Origin of the sequence: Nocardioides sp. REDSEA-S30_B4 (genome assembly GCF_001627265.1) — a bacterium.
Lineage (GTDB): Bacteria > Actinomycetota > Actinomycetes > Propionibacteriales > Nocardioidaceae > Nocardioides.
This window is the reverse complement of record NZ_LUPI01000001.1, coordinates 43,346-61,007: the sequence shown is the minus strand read 5'-3', so window position 1 is coordinate 61,007 and position 17,662 is coordinate 43,346. Positions and strand designations below refer to the sequence as shown.

Sequence of the window (17,662 nt, the reverse complement as noted above, 5' to 3'; positions counted from 1 at the left end):
GTCGATCTACGTATCCCGACCGGGTGATGTGCCCCCCACCGCCGGTCGGGCAGGCGAGCGCCAGCGAGCCGTGGTCGAGACCCGGTGACCCGACCGCTGCACCCTCAGGTGGTCGAGCAGCGAGGAGCGCCAGCGACGAGCGGGCGTCGAGACCCCGACCGAAGTGCCTACCGCAACCGCAACGTGGCCGACTTGGCCCACTTGCTCCTGCCGCCCTCACCGACGGCCCGCACCTTGAACCGCACGGTCCGGTCCTTGCGCTTGACCTTCACCTTCGTCGAGGACGTCCTGAAGCCGATCTTCTTGAACTTCCCCTTGCCCCGCTTCACCGCCACCTCGAACCGAACGCCCGGCGGGCTCGGGTCGCCGCTGGCCCACCAGAGCACGACCTTCTTCTTCGAGTGCTGCCACAGCTGCGGGTTGGTGGGGCGGCCGGGCTTGGCCAGGGTGCCGCCGTCGACGGTCCAGGTGCCGGTGGTCGAGCGGCCGGCGAGGTCGGTGGTGGTGACGGCGAGGGTCGTGTCGCCGTACGGCAGCTCGAGGTCGAAGACCGCCGACCCGTCCGGTGCGCTGAACCCGACGTAGTCGACCGGGCTCAGCGAGCCCAGCGCGTCGCCGTAGGTGCCGGGCGGGTCGATCTCCGCGCGCGCGACCTCGACGCCGTCCGCGGTCACGACGACCCGCGAGGTCCACAGCGGCCCCGCCGGCAGCGCGAAGGGCAGCGACACGCGCGAGCTCCCGTCGGGGTCGGCGACCCGGCAGGACCCGCCGGTCGCGGTGGGCGCGTAGCCGGTCATCTCGTCGGCCGCGCACGGGTCGAACGCCACCACGGGCCCCACCTCGGGGCGGGTGATGGTCACGACGGCGCCGTCGTCGTCCTGCGCGCCGAAGGCGACGGTGATGCCGCCGGGCAGCCACACCGAGGTGCCGGGGGCGTGCCCGGTGCGGTACCCCTCCACGTCCCCGTTCTCCCGCGCGACGCCGATGCTCGGCACGAGCACCGAGCCGACGTCGTACGCCGGCAGCCGGGCGTCGTGGGCGTCGACCGGGGTCGCCAGCGCCCGCACCTGCACGCCGCGTCCGCCGCCGAAGTAGAGCTCGGGGTGGCCGGGCGTCCCGCTCCCCTCGACGGCCCACTCCTCGTCCCAGCGCAGCGGCCAGTCGTCACCGGTCGCGGGGCGGTACTCCAGCGCGAACGCCCGCCGCTCGTTCAGCGGCACCACCGCCATCCGGGTGCCGGCGCCGACCACGTCGATCGGCCGCAGCGTCAGCGTCGTGGTCTCGCCGACGACGGCGAGGTCGTCGGGCCCGAGCAGTCCGAGCATGTCGCGCTCGTACGCCGAGAAGCGCATCGTCCGGGAGTTGTTGCCCATGACGGCCGAGGTGTCGCCGTACGTCACGACGTCCCACCGCGACGCGGCGAGCGGGTCGTCGGTGTGGTCGGGGAGCAGGTTGGCGGCGTGCTCGAGCCCGAGGTTGTGCCCGACCTCGTGGGCGAAGACCTCGATGTCGAGGTGCTTGCTGCCGGACACGTTCTCCGGCTCGACGGGCGCGCTGCCCGGCGACCAGGAGCCGTTCATGTGGATGCCGGAGCCGCCGAGCGAGGCCTGCCCGGCGTAGGTGCACTTGGTGCGCGTCGTCACGACCACCCAGGTCGCGTACGCCGACGCGCCCTCGAGAGCCGCCTGGATCTGCTCGGAGTAGCGCCCGCCGACGGTGAACACCCCGCAGGGCTCGTCGTCGGCGGCCGGCAGCTCGACGTAGTCGTGCATCCGGAAGCGGTAGCGCCCGCCCGTCTCCCGGTCGTACTCCTCGTCGAGCCGCTCGATCATCCGTCGCGACTCCTCCTCGTCGGTCCCGTGCGGCCCGGCGGCGGTGTCGAGTGCGAGCACGGCGACGTCGTAGGTCTTCTCCGGCGAGACCTTCTCGCCGTCGACCCACAGCGACGTGATCCGATCGCCCTCCGGGCGGGTGGCGTCGAAGGTGTAGCGGACGTTGTCGGACGTGCCGAGCTGCAGGTAGGCACGGCTGGGCACGGCACCGGCGGCGGTGCGCTGCCACTGCTGCTCGAACCGACACACCCACCGCAACCCCAGGTGGTCGAGCAGCGAGGAGCGCCAGCGACGAGCGAGCGTCGAGACCACCGACGCTGGTCGAGCAGGCGAGCGCCAGCGAGCCGTCGTCGAGACCCCGCGACCCGACCACCGCCCCCGACCACCCCCGAGGACCTGGGTGAACCCCAGTAGGTTCACCAGCGTGCGCATGCTCCACGGCCCCACGCCCGGACCGGTCGATGACGACGACCTCGCCGATGCCTACCCCTGGCCCGACACGACCGAGCGCCCCTACATCCGCGCGATGATGGTCAGCACCCTCGACGGCGCGGCGGCGGGTGACGACGGGCTCAGCGGCTCGGTGTCGGGTGGGGCGGACCGCGCGGTCCTGCGCGCCGTACGCCGCTTCGCAGATGTCGTCCTGGTCGGCGGCGGCACCATGAAGGCCGAGGGGTACGGCCCCCTCAAGGCACGCGACGAGGACGCCGCGCGGCGCGAGCAGCAGGGCCAGGCGAAGGCGCCGGTGCTCGCGGTCGTCTCGGGCAGCCTCGACCTGCCGCTGGGCGAGGGGTCGTTCGCGGACTCCGACGTCACGCCGATCGTGTTCACGACCGAGAAGGCCGACCCGACGAAGGTCGACGACGCCCGCCAGCGGGTGGAGGTCGTGCAGCTGCCGGGCGAGCACGTGGACGCCGCGACCGTGATCGACCAGCTCCACAAGAAGGGGCTGGGCCGGATCGTGTGCGAGGGCGGGCCGGGCCTGCTCAACCAGGTGACGGACGCGGGCCTGCTCGACGAAGCCGACATCACCATCTCCCCGATGCTGGTGGGCACCGAGAAGACCCCCGACACCACGATGCTCCACAACCCGGCGAAGTTCGAGTTGCAGCACGTCCTGACGGCGGAGGAGTTCCTGATGCTGCGCTACACGAAGGCCGACCAGAGCAAGCAGCAGGGAGACGACCAGTGATCGACCTGCGCCGCCTGGCCAGGCTGGTCGAGGAACACGGCGACCTGCTCGACGCACCGGTCGCGCCGTTCCGGCTGTCCACGCCTTCGAGCAGCCGCGAGGTCGACACCGACGTCGAGCCGGCGATCATGGGCGTGGTCAACCTGTCCAAGGACAGCTGGTACCGCGAGTCCGTCGCCATCGGCACCGACGCCGCCCTGCGCCTCGGCCGCCTGCAGGTCGCGCAGGGCGCGCACTTCATCGACGTGGGCGCGGAGTCGATCCAGGACTACGCCGAGGACGTCGCCGCCGAGCAGCAGGTCGAGCAGCTCGTCCCCGTCATCGAGGGGCTTACCGGCGACGGCATCGTCGTCTCGGTCGAGGCCTACCACCCGAGCGTCGTGAAGGCCTCCTTCGAGGCCGGGGCCCGCGTCCTCAACCTCACCGGGTCCGGGCACGACGAGGAGATGTTCGCCCTGGCAGCGCAGTACGACGCCAGCGTGATCCTCTGCCACGTCGGCGGCACCCACCCCCGCGACCTCGACCCCGACGCCGACCCGGGCGCCGACCCGATCGCCCACATGACCCCGCAGTTCGAGGCCCGCATTGCGGCCGCCCGCGCCGCCGGCGTCACCAGCCTCTCCCTCGACCCGGGCATCGGCTTCGGCTTCCGCTGGGCCCCGACCATGGACGCCCGGGTGGCCTACCAGTCCCACGTCCTGCTGGAGACCTTCCGCCTGCGCGCCCTCGGCCTCCCGCTGTGCCACGCCCTTCCCGCCGCCCGCCACCTGTGGGGCGAGGAGGTCCGCTCGGCCGAGCACTTCTTTGCCGTCCTCGCCCACCTCGGCCGCACCGGCATCTACCGCGTCCACGAGGTCCCCCGCGTCGCCGCCGCCCTCAGGACCCTCCACACCCTCTAGAGACCTTCTAACGGTCGGAGATCAAGGAGTCCGTTGGGCAATCGGCTCTACGGACAGTGGGCGACGTGTTTCCAACCACGAACGGATTCAGACGTTGCCGCCATTCTGCCTCGTATGCCCGGCGCGCGATCCCGGCACTGGAGATGGTGTCGCTGACGATCGAGGGTGACTCGTGGGCCAAGGGTGGGCCGGGCGCGCTCGATGGCACCCGGTTCTGGGACCGGGTGGCCTCCCGCAACCGCATGATCGTCGCCGCCAACCGGGGCATCTCCGGCTCACGTTCCTACGGCATCCTCGCCAGCATCCAGAGCAACTGGACGCCCAACAGCATCGGCATGGTCGGCCTCGGCGACATCGTCATCAACGACGTTCGGAACTACGCCGACGACCACGGTCGCACCACCTCCCGCGAGGTGTTCCGCGCCATGCTCGACCACCTCTCGGCCTGGGCGGTCGAGACGAGTAGCTCGGCTTCCCTGATCTACGGCCCCGGGTGGACCGCAGGTCTCAGCGACGGCACCGCTGGGCGCACGTCGACATCGCCTGGACGGGCGACGCCTGCGCCATCCGGGTGAGGTGTGTGAACGGCGCCGGGGCCAACGTCACCGTCACCGACACGGGCACCGGCACCGGCACCGGCACCGGCACGACGGTCGCAACGTTCTCCACGGGCGGCTTCCGCGACACCTTCACTGGCGCCATTGTGATGTCGGGCTACGGCGACGGGGACCACACCGTCCGTGTCTCCGTCTCGGCGGCAGCCACCGTCGCAGGCGTGAACCCGCTCATGGAGTCGCCACCGCTCATCGCTTGGATGAAGCCCGGCCCCTACGTCAACGGCGGCGCCGACCAGCAGGCCCGCCTCGCCCTCTACCTCGCCGAGCTCCAGACGGTCGCCGACGACTGGGCGAACGTGGTGTCCATCGGTCACGACGCCGACTGGGACATGGACACCATGCTCTACACCGACGGCTTCCACCCCAACGACCTCGGCAACGCCTACTACGCCGACCGCATCAACACGGTGCTGGCCGCGCGGCTGGGCGACGACTTCGAGCAGGGCCTGAACGCCGTGGTCGGCACCTCAGCAGGCACCTATACGCCGCCCGTCCCGGTCTACACCGCCCCAGGCGCGACAGTGCCCGCTCAGGTCACCGGACTTGCTGCTACCGGCCAGCAGGGCGCGGCCGTGCTCACCTGGACACGGGCGAGCGACGGCGGCTCCACCCTCACCGGCTACTCCGTGCAGTACCGCGTCAGCGGGGCAGGCTCGTGGGTGGATGCTCCTGATGCCACCGGCACCGCCACCGGGGCCCTGACTCGTGCCACTTGGAGCGGGATCGCTGATCGAATCGATGTTTGTGCAGGTCACGGGGTTGCCGGCGATGTGTTTGACACACCCCGCTGGCCGATAGGGTCCGCCGGTGGTGTTCGTGCGGAAGGCTCCGGGTCGCACGGGCAGTACAAAGGTCCAGCTCGCTGAACGCCGCGACGGGCGCGATGTGGTCCTCGAGCATGTGGGCACGGCTCGCGACGAGGCCGAACTCGCGGTGCTGATGTCGGTGGCACGACGACGCATGCACGAGGGCCAAGAGGCTCTCGACCTCGAGATCGTCGGGCTCGAGGATGAGGGTGTGCCAGCCCGGCCAGCCCCGATCACCAGCAAGCGTTCAGCGCTGCTGTGGCAGGTCCTCACCGAGGCCTACACGCGGCTGGGATTCGGCGCCGTCGATGACGAGGCCTTCGCTCAACTGGTGCTGGCCCGGGTCATCGAGCCGACCTCGAAGGCCGACTCGGTCAGGGTGCTTCACGAGATCGGAGCCCCGGCGGTCTCGCTGCGCACGATGTTCCGTGCGCTGCAGCGCGCCCAGGAGCGTGACTACCGAGCCACGATCGCGACCGCGTGCTTCCAGCACGCCATGACCAACGGCGATGTCTCCCTGGTCCTCTACGACGTCACCACGCTGTACTTCGAAGCAGAGGACGAAGACGCCCTACGCAAGGTGGGCTACAGCAAGGAACGCCGCGTCGACCCCCAGATCGTGGTCGGACTGCTGGTCGACCGGCGAGGGTTCCCCCTCGAGATCGGCTGCTTCGAAGGCAACAAGGCAGAGACCCTCACGATCATCCCCATCGTCAAGCAGTTCCAAGACCGTCACGGCATCGCCGACATGGTCGTGGTCGCCGATGCCGGGATGCTCAGCTCGAAGAACCTGCGCGAGCTCGACGAGGCGGGCTTGAGGTTCATCGTCGGGTCGCGGGTAACGAAGGCGCCCAAGGATCTGGAGTCCCACTTCCGATGGCACGGCACCGCCTTCACTGACGGCCAGGTCATCGACACCATCACCCCACGCGACCAGCGCGGCATCCTGGTCAAGTCATCGGACCCCAAGACCAAGGCCGAGCCGGTCTGGGACCCCGCGGTGCACGCGAAGTCGTGGCGTGCGGTGTGGGCGTACTCGACGAAGCGAGCCGTACGTGACAACAAGACGCTGACGCTGCAGGAGAACAAGGCCCGCGCGGTCGTCGCGGGCGAGAAGGCCGCCAGGACGCCACGGTTCGTCAAGACCCGCAACGGCTCCACCGTTCTCGATGAGGCCTCCCTCGGTCGGGCGCGTGAACTGGTCGGCCTGAAGGGCTACGTCACGAACATCCCCGCCACCGTGATGCCCCCAAGCGAGGTCATCAGCAGCTACCACGACCTATGGCACGTGGAGCAGTCGTTCCGAATGTCCAAGACCGACCTGGCCGCACGGCCGATCTTCCACCACACCCGCGACGCCATCGAGGCTCACCTCACCATCGTGTTCGCGGCGCTCGCGATCGCTCGCGACCTGCAGAACACCACTGGGATGAGCATCAAGAAGATCATCACGACCCTGCGACCGCTCCAGCAGATCACCGTCCGCATCGCCGGCCACGATCACCTCGCCGCCGACCCACTCACCCCGACCGCCAAGACGATCCTGGACTCGCTACAAACCGGCCCTCACTGACACACCCCGGTGGCACGAGTCAGGTCGAACGCCCTGTCCTGCATCGCCATCTCCGGGTCCCAGCAGCATCTGCTCGTCAACTCCGGCGCAGCCTATGGCACGTTCCGCTGGGTCCGGGGCTCCTCCGAGATGATCCAGGTCGGCATCTCCTACGGCTTCTCCTCCGGCACCGGCACCACCGGCTACATCCTGTACCGCACCAGCACGTTCTACCGGCTGGTCAAGCAGACCGCCAGCGGCTCCTACACCACCCTCGCCGACACCACCGGCGTCACGCCCGCCGCTGGTGACGTGGTCGAGGTCGTGTGGAACGGCAACTCGCACAAGGTGCGCGTCAACGGCACCGAACGCGCCAGCGCCACCGACTCGGCTTACAGCGGCACCTGGAACGGCGCGTTCAACATCAGTGCCACCCACGCTGGCGCGTGGGACGAACTATCTCACACGAGCGCGACCGCTTGAGAGAAGCGACTGTCTGAGATCACGCCGACTCCGATGCCGGAGCGACCGCATTGGCTGGCGCGCGCTGAAATCTGCTCTTCAACGCCAGGAACGGCGCTTCGATGAAGCGGTAACTAGCTGCAGCCACCAAGAGCGCAGCGATGGGGGCAAACACTGTTTCGCCGATGACCGGTAAGGCGTCGGAGCCACTCGCAAGCAGTGGCTCTTGCCAGAGATACAGGCTGTACGAGATCAAGCCAACGTAGACAAGCGGCGGCCATTCCAACGGCCTGCGCAACGGGCTCTTCCTATTTTGCAGGACGGCAACTAGGACGGCTGCGGCGGCGAGATTGTGTACCGTGTACCCAAACGGCAGAAGCCAGATTCCTCCGAGGTATATTCCCGCCGCCGAAGATGCCAAGATGACAGGCAGCGCGACCAGCTCCAGGCGATACCGGATGACGGCGGTGACGGTGTACGACCACGCTTTCGGGTATGCGATAGGCAGAAGAGCGACCGCGCAGCCGATCAGAAGCGAGTCGGCTCGTGTGTGAAACATGATACCGATCCTCGGCTGAAGATCGGGCGTCAAGACATAAGTTGCGACACGCAGTATCGGGAGAACGACGATCGCGGCGACAGCGACCTTACATGCGAGCCGCGTGTTCAATGCGAGGAGCGTCAGCGGCCAGAAAATGTAGAATTGTTCCTCTACAGACAGTGACCATGTGTGTCCCAGGTGCCAGCCGGTCGGAAGGTAGTCCGAGACTAGTAGGCTGGCTCTCAGAAAGTCTGCTCGTGGAATTTCAGCCGCGCCCACCGCCGTCAGGACGCCCATAGCCATTAAGAAAAAGGCAAAGGCTGGAATGATTCGCAGAAAGCGGCGTACATAGAAGTTGTAGATACTAATCGTTCGAGTGCGCTCTCGTTCTCTAGTCAGAATTCCCGTGATAAGGAAACCGCTGAGGACGAAGAACACCAGCACGCCGAATCCGCCGTCGAAGAAGACGTGGCCCACGTCGTTCCATCGAGTTGAATCGATCGCCATCGTCATGCTGTGAGAGATGACGACGAGTAGGACCGCCACCCCTCTGAGACCTTGCAGCGCAGCGATCCGACTCTCAGACATGGCGTGATCCTAGGCTGCAGACGCCAGAACTAGGATGCGAAACATGGGCGCCGTAGCGTGTTGGTGTGGGGATCAGAGTAGCCGCCGCCGTCGTCCTCTCCCTTCTACCGGCTCTTGTTGCCTGTTCGACAGTCGATGACGCTGCGCAGCCGGTGGCGACTCGACACGGAATCGCCGTGTGGGGCGACTCGATGTCGAGCCGATACCCGCGTTACCTGCAGGAAATGATGCCTGAGAGCACGATCTACAACGGTGGGGTCAGCGGCGAGTTCTCGGGCTCGGTCGCGGTGCGCCAGGGCGGCGTTGTGGCCGCGTTCCGCGTCGAGTCTGGAGCCCTCCCCACTAGCGGCGAAGCCGGCCTGGCGTTCACAAATGAGGATCGCGGCTGGGCAAGTGAGTATCCCGGCATCCGGCTGGGTTGGCAGCCCAACGAAGCGTCGCCGATGCCCGGGACCTTAGCTGGGGTGCACGGAACCCTCACCGCCTACGCGGAGGGAACCGAAGAGTCCATTCGCTTCGGATTCACTCCGGATAAGCCGGGGGAAGCAGCGCCGGTGGGCGAAGACGTCACATTCGTCCCTGACTCCGCCGAGGCGCAGGCCGAGGCGGTCCACATCATCATGGTTGGCCGCAACAATCCGCAGAACGTCGGCGATGTCCTCGAAGACATCGCCTCAATGGTCGCGGCGACCTCCGATGACCGCTACCTGATTCTGTCTACGATCAACGCCACCGATGAGGGCGAAGGCAGTGGGGCCACCTACTCCCGGATCGTCGAGGGCATCAACCAGGGGCTGGCCGAGACCTACGGCGAGCAATACCTCGACGTGCGACGGCTCCTCATCCAGGAAGGCCTGGACCGAGCCGGCATATCGCCAACGCCCGCGGATCGGGCGGACATCGCGGCTGACACTGTCCCGACATCACTGCGCGTGCCGAACGACGTCGTGCATCTGAGCTTCGCCGACCCGCCGCAGATTGGACAGAAGTCCGGTGATGAGGTGCTTGCCGAACTAGTGCACGAGAAGCTAATCGATCTCGGATGGGCCGAACCGGCCTGAGCTCAGACGATCAGCCGGCGCCTTGATTGGGCTGTGCAAAGGACCGAACGAGGTTCTCAGGCTGATTGAGCATCGGCCTGAGCCATTTGGACGGGAATGACCCGTCGAGCAACTCGACTACCGCTGTGCCACCCTGATCGCGAGCCCACACAAGGGCAGCGCCACGAGCACGACGGCCACCTGCCCGACCCAAGCCGGCCCAGCCACGAACGCCAGCGACACCACGTGCCCGAGCAGCGCGATCGGCACCCACCGCGCAATGACGTCGGTGCCGGCGCGCCACAGCGCGATCGCGAGCAGCAGCTCCCCGAGGTAGAACGCCCCGACCCAGGCGAAGACGAAGGTCATCAGCCCGTTCTCCTCCGCGGCCGCCTCCAGCGCCGTCGCAGTCAGCGCCTCGGTGACGACGAGCGCCCGGAAGAAGATCAGCAGCGCGGCATAGCCCGCCGTCCCGAGATATCCCACCGCCAGCACCACGCACGCCGCCATCGCCGTACGCCGCCCCCGGCCCTGCACCAACACGATGATCGCCGGGAGCCCCAGGATCAGCCCGACGGAGGCGAGGAAGTACATGAACGCCCCGCCTAGCCACCGCCCGCCCTGCGCCTGCACGGTGCGGAACATGTCCTGGGTCGTGGCGCCGTCGGTCGTCAGCACCGTGGCCAGCAGCAGCGCCATCGCGCCGGCCACCAACGAGGCCGCGCTGACGGGCAGCCAGTCGTCGTTCCGCATGGGCGGACTGTGGCAGATCGCGGCCCCGCCCACGAGACCCGACGGGTATGGACCGGGTGACGAGCGTCCCAGCGCGGAAGCGTCACCACCTTTACACTCGCGGCCGTGCGCCGTGCTCCCGGTTCGTCCTCCCCCGGCTTCTCCCCCGCTGTCGTCCTGGTCGTCCTCCTGGCGATCGTGGTCGTGGGTGGCACCGCCTACGGCTACCAGCAGTGGCAGGACGACATCGCCGCTGCCACGGCGACCGACACCACGAACCCCGGCGCGTCCTCAGGCGGCGGTCTGCCCAGCGCCCCGTCGAGTGACGAGGCCAGCAAGGACGCAAAGGGCGGCAAGGGTGACGACGACAAGGCGGACCCTTACGAGCCGCCAACCTTCGACGTGCTGGAGCCGACCGACAACCGGCCGCAGCCGGTCGTGCTGCTGGTGGGCGACGGGTACGCCGACGGACGCGGCGCCTCTAGTCCCAGCAACTCCTACGCCAGCTTGATCAGCAAGGAGCTCGGCTGGGACGTCCGGCTCGCCACCGCCCCGGGCGCCGGTTACCTGTCCGGCAACTCGCTGCTCGACCTGTTCACCGACTCGCCCGACTCGGTCGACCCGGACCTGGTGATCATCCAGGGCGGGTACGGCGGCGACGGCTCGAACGACGCCGCCAAGACAGCCATCGAGGAGCTCGACGCGGCCATCGCCGAGCGCTATCCCGACGCCGACGTCGTCGCAGTCAGCCCGTTCTGGCCGGGCACGCCCAACAAGCAGGCCGAGACCCGCGAGCGCACCGTCGCCCGCGCATGGCGGGAGGACCCCGACGTCCTGGTCCTGCGCCCCCAACCCGACGGCTGGTCCACCTTCGACACGGTCAACGGCGCACCAGACGACGCCGGCCACGAGCTCATCGCCACCTCGATGATCGAGTCCTTCCGCGACTCAGGTCTGGCACCGACGAGGTAGAACCTGGACCTCGTTCGGGCCTCGAGGTCTTACCTCTTGGGCTTCACAGCGAGGTGAACCGGGGCGGTGTATCCAGCAAGTCGGAGACTTACCGAGATTCCTCTACGCCCCAAGTGCCTCGCAGCCCTCTTCGTCAACCGAACGCGCCCCTTCCAGACATGGTTGGCTGTCAATTCGATTCGCCCGGTCTTCAGCCGCATTTCCTTGACATCACCCCCCTCGCTCGACAGCAACAGTGTGGGCCACCCGCGGACTGGGGCATGAACGGACAGGCGCAGTTTGACCGTTCTCGTCCCACGACGAAGGACGGCAGATGGGACGACCGCTTGCGTGAAGCCGCGGACAGTGACGAACGACGTCCGATTTTCAGCCCCTAGCCCGAGGACCACTGCTTGCCGATCCTGCAACTCGTGCCCGAGATGAATCGAGTCAGCCTCACCCTGCCATCCGGCGCCGATGATGCTGTGGCGGTCCGGAGCAACGAACGTCGAAGAGTGGGGGCTCTCGCTTGCTGGACGCGTGTTCACGAAGTTGCCGACGACAAGCCTTGAGGTGGCGCCAGTGGTCGCTTGCAAACAGGCAAGTCCCACCACCCGCGGCGTCGATGTCGGCGACGCGAACCCGAAGTCCCACGACCTGCCATCCGCCACAGGCCGTGCCATGACCGGAGCGCCGTCCTCCGACTTCCACGATGGGGCGAGTCCGATCGTCCCGACGGGGCAGGCCACACTGCGGCTCGTCTCGCCTGGCTCCAGTCGCTGGTTCGGACCGGCGGTCACCTCGAGGTTGCCGCCACCAGATGTCTCACGGCGCAGACAGGTAGCTAGCAACTTGACTTGCGCCTGTCCTGAGGTGTTGTTGCGAACAGTCACTCGACGCTCACCAGGCAGCATCAGCGGGTCACCCACCACTTCAGTCACGACGACTTTGCGAAGGTCTTCGCCTTGGTCGACGTGCTGGACAAGGGGGCTGACGTCGCTCAGCAAGGCACCCTGAGGGCAGGTGATCGCCTCCGTCAAGGTTTGGCCTGCCTGCAGAGTCACGTGACGATCCGCGCGCTGGTAATGGATGTGATCGTCGACTTGGTCGGCGGCCGCTTCCTCCGTGGGCCCGCGCTCGAACTGCAACACGACGCTGATCGGACGGTCCACGCGAGCGATCTCAGAGGTGACGCTTTGTGCAAGCGATCCGATTGTTGCTGTGACCTGAACAGATGTGCTGTCTTGTTCCAGCAGGCTCGTCACCAGCCACCCATCAGGACCAGTAGTCCCACCCAAACCGTTCGCCGACGACGAGGACGTCACCACACCAGGCGCCAAGGTGATCGGACCCAACGAGGTATACAACCCAGAACTCACCTGCGCCCCCGCCACCGGACCACCCGCACCATCCACCACCCGCACGGCCACCCGATGCAACGGCACGGTCAAGTCGAGCACCACACCACCGCCAGAACTCGGCACCAACTCCACCGGCGCCGACAAACTGAAGAAACCCGCCTGCTCCCCCACCGGAGTCGACTGACCACGACTCACCCCCAAAAACCGCGCGTCAGCAGGCACCACAGCCGAATACCGTCCCAACTCATCAGTAGAGGCGCCCCCAGCATCCGTCCCGTCGGAAAAACCAACCGACACCCCCACCAACGGAACCCCATCACCATCACGCACCACACCCGAGACAGCCACGAAGCCGTTGATGGGCACCAAAGTCACGTCCACAGTTGGATTTGCGGATGTATCCACTCCTTCGACCCGGATCGGATTCCATCGCGAACCCTCGGGCGGGGTGAAGACGACATCGACGACCGACGAGGCCACCATGAGTGAGTAGGTCCCATCGGCAGTCACCGTCGACGAGCCCACCAGAGAGTTCCCATCAAGCGCTTGCACTTCGGTACCCGGCACGGTCCCTGTTTCACTCGGTGCGAAGATTCTGCCTGTCACCTGGTGCCAGGCCTGAGCACTGGCCGCAGGCGCCACGAGACCAAGCACCAACAACGCAGTCGCCGCCAGAGTGATTGATCGCCTGGCGGCAGAATCGAAAACACGCGCACGCGTGAAGAACATGGCTGGCCCCCCAATGCCATCGCTGATCTGTCAGCGGTTTCATCATGGGTGGGCTTACGCAACTCGCGAAAGCAGTTCCTGAGAAAATGCTTTACTGTCTAGAGCGCCTCTCCCATCCCAAACGCTCGGTCGGAGGGATTCACCATGCGTGGTTGAGACTCGCACGCCTACTCGCGTCCGCTAAGTAGACAAGCGAGCAGGGACGACGCCTAACCGACCTCGCGCAGGTCAGCCGCGTGCTCGCGGTACCACGCGACGGTGGACTCCAGTCCCTCTCGCATGCCGATCGAGGCCTCCCAGCCGGCGTCCCGAAGCTTGCTGACGTCGAGCAGCTTCTGCGGGGTGCCGTCGGGCTTCGAGGTGTCCCAGTGGGTCTCACCCTCGAACCCCACGACGGAGGCGACGGTCTCGGCGATCTCCTTGATCGTCGAGTCGCGGCCGGTGCCGACGTTGACCTGCTGCGGCCCGTCGAAGTGCTCCATCAGGTGCAGACACGCAGCGGCCATGTCGTCGACATGTAGGAACTCCCGCCGGGGGGAGCCGGTCCCCCAGTTCGTCACTGACTCCGCGCCCGAGGCACGGGCCTCGTCGTAGCGCCGGATCAACGCCGGCAGCACGTGGCTGCCGGTGGGCGAGAAGTTGTCGCCGGGGCCGTAGAGGTTGGTCGGCATCGCCGAGATCCACGGAAGCCCGTACTGGCGTCGCACGGCTTGGACCCCGAGGATGCCGGCGATCTTCGCGATCGCGTAGGCGTCGTTCGTCGGCTCAAGGTGTCCCGTGAGCAGAGAGTCCTCGTGAATCGGCTGAGGCGCCATGCGTGGATAGATGCACGATGACCCGAGGAAAAGCAGCCGCTCGGTCCGCACTTCCAACGCCGCATCCATGACGTTGGTCTGGATGCGCAGGTTGTCGGACAGGAAGTCGACCGGGTAGGTGTTGTTGGCCAAAATGCCGCCGACCTTAGCTGCGGCGAGCACGACGTAGCGCGGTCGCGTCTCGGCGAAGAAGTCGAAGACCGCCTCGCGGTCACGCAGGTCCAGCTCGCCGGAGCGACGGCCGACGAGAGAGTTGAAGCCCTCGCCCTCCAGCTTGCGCCAAATCGCGGAGCCGACCAGACCACGGTGCCCAGCGATGAACGTTGTGGCGTCGCGGTCCAGCGGACGGGGCTCGAAGGCCCCCTCAGACACCGGTGATCCCCGGGTTGCCGACCTTCGGCCAGCCCTCGAGCGCCACCTGGTCGTACCACGGCCGGCCCTCGTGCTCGAGCGCGGCGATATCGGCGTCCACCATGATCCGAGCCAGTTCGTCGGTCTGGACGCTCGCCTTCCAACCGAGCTTGGCCTCGGCCTTCGACGCGTCACCGATGAGGGCGTCGACCTCGGTGGGGCGCAGGTAGCGCTCGTCGAAGCGGACGTGCTTCTCCCAGTCCAGACCGGCGTGCTCGAACGCGGTGACCACGAAGTCGCGTACGGTGAAGTTGCCGCCGGTGGCCAGCACGAAGTCATCCGGCTCGTCGGCCTGCAGCATCCGCCACATGCCCTCGACGTACTCGGGCGCGTAGCCCCAGTCGCGGACGGCGTCGAGGTTGCCGAGGTAGACGTGGTCCTCCAAGCCGGCCTTGATACGGGCGACCGCGCGGGTGATCTTGCGAGTCACGAAGGTCTCGCCGCGGCGGGGGGACTCGTGGTTGAAGAGGATGCCGTTGACGGCGAAGGTGCCGTAGCCCTCGCGATAGTTCTTGGTCACCCAGTAGGCGTAGACCTTGGCCGCACCGTAGGGCGAACGCGGGTAGAACGGCGTCTCCTCATTCTGAGGCGGCGGCGTCGCGCCGAACATCTCCGAGCTCGAGGCCTGGTAGTAGCGGCAGTCGACGCCAGCCAGGCGAACCGCCTCGAGGAGACGCATGGCACCGACCCCGGTGGTGTCACCCGTGTGCTCCGGCTCGTCGAAGCTGACCCGGACGTGTGACTGGGCTGCGAGGTTGTAGACCTCGGTGGGCTGGATCTCGTGCATCAGGGTGACGAGGCGGGCGCCGTCCGAGAGGTCGCCGTAGTGCAGGAACAATTTCGCCTCATCGGAGTGCGGGTCCTGGTAAAGGTGGTCGATCCGCGAGGTGTTGAACGTGGAGGCCCGGCGGATGAGCCCGTGCACCTCGTAGCCCTTGCCGAGCAGCAGCTCGGCCAGGTAGGAGCCGTCCTGGCCGGTGATGCCGGTGATGAGTGCGCGTCGCATCGATGTTCCCTTCAGAGTTTCCGAACTGCCCGGAGGCTATCGGACCTCTTTAACGTCACCCACCGGCCGGGTGTCCGCCGTGTAACGATCCGCTGCCTCCCGCCGGTCGAGACGCGAGCGGATGAGCCACCCCCACCGGTCGAGGTGCGAGCGAGGGGCGCCTCGACGCTCAGCGGATCTTGAACGGCGTGTCACTGACGTCGTAGAAGTAGTTCCCCCGCGCCTCGACCATCACCCACGCCGCGTCGGCGGTGATGCCGGCCGGCAACCGGACCTTCTTCTTCCCGTCGTTGCGGGTGTTGTTGGCCAGCACGGTGCCCCAGGTCTGTCCGTCGTCGGTGGACAACCGGATGCGGACCTTGCGGGCCAACTCCTTGGTTCCGTTGACCTTCCAGCGCACGCCGATCTTCTGCCCAGCGTGCTCGGTGCGACCGCTGTACTGCGAGCGCAGGAGGAAGGGGCCGGCCGAGCGCTGCACCTTGATGGCGACGTCGGCGTAGGACGTGCCCCCGCCGACCGGGTTCCCGTCGCGCGACGTGAGCCGGAAGTGCATGGTCCGTCGGCCGATGTGCGCGGCCCCTCGGTACTGCCCGGTCGGGAGGAACTCCGAGTAGCAGTCCAGCACCTTGTCCCGGGCGGAGCTCCCGGAGACCCCGGGGCACTTGCCGGTCTTGGCGTTGGTGCGACCGCGCAGTACCTGCTCGAGGTCGGGGAACCATCGGGTGGGCTCGGTCGAAGCGGTGTTCTGCCCGGGCGAGGGGCTTTCGAGGGCACCGCTGCCGGTGACGCGCGCGTTGTCGCCGAACTGGCGGAACAACGGGCCGAACACCTTGCTGTTGTTGAACAGTGCCGTGCCGATGCCTGGGTCGTCCTGCTCCCAGGAGTAGGTCATCGGGTCGCCGTCAGGGTCGGTGGCCGACCCGCGGAGCGTGAAGGGCGTGCGAACCGGGATCGTCTTCCGCGCAGGCGCCGCGACGACAGGCCGCAGGTTGCCGGAGGCCTCCGCCTCGCCACCGTTCCGGGCCGGGCCACCCCGTGCGACCTCGACGACCTCGGCTTCCACTCCGGGTCCACCCGTGGCGACCAGCTCCGGGCGGTCCTGTCGGACTCCGCCCACATCCGGCTCGAGGCTGGAGGCGTAGACGATCTGGAACCCAGCGTCCGAGGGCTGTCCCGGGGCGGCCGCGGACGAGGAGACCTGCCCGAGGTAGGGGTCGTAGTCCCATCGGGCGACCCGGACATCACTGCCCACCAGGTCGCCGACCGCGGACTGGACGGCCGCCCGGGTGTAGCCCGTCCCACGGGTGAGGGTCGTGCTCTTCTCACCCAGGCTCAGGGTCACGGTGTCCCCGTCGGTGACGAAACCGCTGAGCGAGACCTGCTGGACCTCGACCACGTCCACTTGGTCGCCGCCTACGTAGCTCCCGATCTCCTCGATGGAGTGCTGGGAGAAGTACGGGTCGGTGTGCGGCTGCAGGTCGTCGGCTCCGCAGATGCCGGCGTAGGCCATGACCGAGGAACCGGAGCCGGGCTCGACGGAGGCGTCGGAGCCGTTGGCGCCGCAGAAGTCGCCCGCCCCGTTGAACGTGTGCTCGGCGGAGAACTGGTGACCGATCTCGTGGGCGACGTAGTCGATGTAGAAGACATCACCGCGCGGCTGGGTGAGCCCGGTGCAGCCACCGCCGGCGTAGTCGCGCCCGGCGACGCCCAGCCACGCCACTCCTCCGCCGTCGACGCCCAGCGTCAGGTGACCCACGTCGTACGCCGAAGCGCCGATGAGGTTCGCCAGCACGAGCCTCGTCCGCCCGAGCGTGTCGGTCCCGCACCGGCCGAGCATCCCCTCGCTGTCCTCGATGGCGTCGTCGAAGCAGGGCGCGGACCCACAGGGCCCGTCAGGGCCAATCGCCTTCGCGTCGGAGTCGAGGTTGAGCTCCTCGGAGTCCTCGACCAGCAGGAAGCGGATGGCGTGGTCGTCGTTGTAGATTTGGTTGAGCCGGGTGACGAGCGCGACCTTCGCCGCCAGCACGTTCTCGCTGCCCCAGTAGTCGGCGTACGTCGGGTCGTTCAGCAACGCCAGCCGGTACGTCCGACGCACCACCTGCCCCTGAGGTGGTCGAGCAGCCGAACT

At 67.6% G+C, this 17,662-nt stretch carries 15 protein-coding genes; 8 read left to right on the top strand and 7 right to left on the bottom strand.

Annotated features, from left to right (window positions below; all coding sequences use genetic code 11):
- Positions 1 to 167: 167 nt before the first annotated feature.
- A complete protein-coding gene (locus tag A6R01_RS00290) occupies positions 168 to 2,144 on the bottom strand; it encodes a M12 family metallo-peptidase (RefSeq protein ID WP_292602144.1) in 1,977 nt (658 codons plus the stop codon).
- Positions 2,145 to 2,262: 118 nt separating this feature from the next.
- Here A6R01_RS00290 and A6R01_RS00285 point away from each other — a divergent pair, with 118 nt between their 5' ends.
- Genes A6R01_RS00285 through A6R01_RS00260 form a run of 6 tightly spaced genes read left to right on the top strand, consistent with a single transcriptional unit; the run spans position 2,263 to position 7,381 of the window.
- Entirely contained in the window at positions 2,263 to 3,024 is a 762-nt protein-coding gene (locus tag A6R01_RS00285; protein WP_292602293.1) for a pyrimidine reductase family protein, read from the top strand.
- Positions 3,021 to 3,923 (top strand): dihydropteroate synthase, encoded by a 903-nt coding sequence (locus A6R01_RS00280; RefSeq protein ID WP_292602142.1) that lies wholly within the window; start codon positions 3,021 to 3,023, stop codon positions 3,921 to 3,923. The genes A6R01_RS00285 and A6R01_RS00280 overlap by 4 nt, the downstream gene beginning before the upstream one ends.
- 56 nt (positions 3,924 to 3,979) lie before the next feature.
- A complete protein-coding gene (locus tag A6R01_RS00275; RefSeq protein WP_292602139.1) occupies positions 3,980 to 4,498 on the top strand; it encodes a hypothetical protein in 519 nt (172 codons plus the stop codon).
- A 5-nt stretch (positions 4,499 to 4,503) separates the two neighbouring features.
- On the top strand, positions 4,504 to 5,406 hold the full coding sequence (locus A6R01_RS00270; RefSeq protein ID WP_292602136.1) for a fibronectin type III domain-containing protein: 903 nt from the start codon (positions 4,504 to 4,506) through the stop codon (positions 5,404 to 5,406).
- Positions 5,348 to 6,919 carry an IS1634 family transposase gene (locus A6R01_RS00265; protein WP_292602133.1) on the top strand — a complete coding sequence of 524 codons (1,572 nt, stop codon included), beginning with the start codon at positions 5,348 to 5,350 and terminating at the stop codon, positions 6,917 to 6,919. Before A6R01_RS00270 ends, A6R01_RS00265 begins: the two co-directional genes overlap by 59 nt.
- A gap of 9 nt (positions 6,920 to 6,928) precedes the next feature.
- Positions 6,929 to 7,381 carry a hypothetical protein gene (locus A6R01_RS00260; RefSeq protein WP_292602130.1) on the top strand — a complete coding sequence of 151 codons (453 nt, stop codon included), beginning with the start codon at positions 6,929 to 6,931 and terminating at the stop codon, positions 7,379 to 7,381.
- A gap of 19 nt (positions 7,382 to 7,400) precedes the next feature.
- Here A6R01_RS00260 and A6R01_RS00255 read toward each other — a convergent pair whose 3' ends face one another.
- On the bottom strand, positions 7,401 to 8,489 hold the full coding sequence (locus A6R01_RS00255) for an acyltransferase (protein ID WP_292602127.1): 1,089 nt from the start codon (positions 8,487 to 8,489) through the stop codon (positions 7,401 to 7,403).
- A gap of 152 nt (positions 8,490 to 8,641) precedes the next feature.
- Here A6R01_RS00255 and A6R01_RS00250 point away from each other — a divergent pair, with 152 nt between their 5' ends.
- Complete coding sequence (locus A6R01_RS00250) at positions 8,642 to 9,550, top strand: hypothetical protein (protein WP_292602124.1); 909 nt, start codon at positions 8,642 to 8,644, stop codon at positions 9,548 to 9,550.
- A gap of 117 nt (positions 9,551 to 9,667) precedes the next feature.
- On the opposite strand, the gene A6R01_RS00245 is transcribed toward A6R01_RS00250, so the two are convergent.
- On the bottom strand, positions 9,668 to 10,282 hold the full coding sequence (locus A6R01_RS00245; RefSeq protein WP_292602121.1) for a hypothetical protein: 615 nt from the start codon (positions 10,280 to 10,282) through the stop codon (positions 9,668 to 9,670).
- Positions 10,283 to 10,387: 105 nt separating this feature from the next.
- Here A6R01_RS00245 and A6R01_RS00240 point away from each other — a divergent pair, with 105 nt between their 5' ends.
- The gene (locus A6R01_RS00240; RefSeq protein WP_292602118.1) at positions 10,388 to 11,233 is read left to right on the top strand and encodes an SGNH/GDSL hydrolase family protein; all 846 of its coding nucleotides are present in this window, start codon (positions 10,388 to 10,390) and stop codon (positions 11,231 to 11,233) included.
- 29 nt (positions 11,234 to 11,262) lie between these two features.
- Here the strand turns inward: A6R01_RS00240 and A6R01_RS00235 are convergent, their stop codons facing one another.
- The 4 genes from A6R01_RS00235 to A6R01_RS00220 all read right to left on the bottom strand — a co-directional run bounded on the left by A6R01_RS00235 (position 11,263) and on the right by A6R01_RS00220 (position 17,629).
- On the bottom strand, positions 11,263 to 13,302 hold the full coding sequence (locus A6R01_RS00235; RefSeq protein ID WP_292602115.1) for a hypothetical protein: 2,040 nt from the start codon (positions 13,300 to 13,302) through the stop codon (positions 11,263 to 11,265).
- Between the two features lie 209 nt (positions 13,303 to 13,511).
- Positions 13,512 to 14,489, bottom strand: coding sequence for a GDP-L-fucose synthase (locus A6R01_RS00230; protein ID WP_292602112.1), 978 nt, complete (start codon positions 14,487 to 14,489; stop codon positions 13,512 to 13,514).
- Complete coding sequence (gene gmd / locus A6R01_RS00225) at positions 14,482 to 15,534, bottom strand: GDP-mannose 4,6-dehydratase (RefSeq protein ID WP_292602109.1); 1,053 nt, start codon at positions 15,532 to 15,534, stop codon at positions 14,482 to 14,484. Before gmd ends, A6R01_RS00230 begins: the two co-directional genes overlap by 8 nt.
- Before the next feature lie 169 nt (positions 15,535 to 15,703).
- Positions 15,704 to 17,629 (bottom strand): M12 family metallo-peptidase, encoded by a 1,926-nt coding sequence (locus tag A6R01_RS00220; protein WP_292602107.1) that lies wholly within the window; start codon positions 17,627 to 17,629, stop codon positions 15,704 to 15,706.
- Positions 17,630 to 17,662: the final 33 nt, after the last annotated feature.

What these genes read in the sequence shown, in the direction of transcription:
- A6R01_RS00285 (WP_292602293.1), top strand. Translation starts at nt 2,263, where the DNA reads ATGCTCCACGGCCCCACGCCCGGACCGGTCGATGACGACGACCTCGCC.
- A6R01_RS00255 (WP_292602127.1), bottom strand. Translation starts at nt 8,489, where the DNA reads ATGTCTGAGAGTCGGATCGCTGCGCTGCAAGGTCTCAGAGGGGTGGCG.
- A6R01_RS00245 (WP_292602121.1), bottom strand. Translation starts at nt 10,282, where the DNA reads ATGCGGAACGACGACTGGCTGCCCGTCAGCGCGGCCTCGTTGGTGGCC.
- A6R01_RS00235 (WP_292602115.1), bottom strand. Translation starts at nt 13,302, where the DNA reads ATGTTCTTCACGCGTGCGCGTGTTTTCGATTCTGCCGCCAGGCGATCA.
- gmd (WP_292602109.1), bottom strand. Translation starts at nt 15,534, where the DNA reads ATGCGACGCGCACTCATCACCGGCATCACCGGCCAGGACGGCTCCTAC.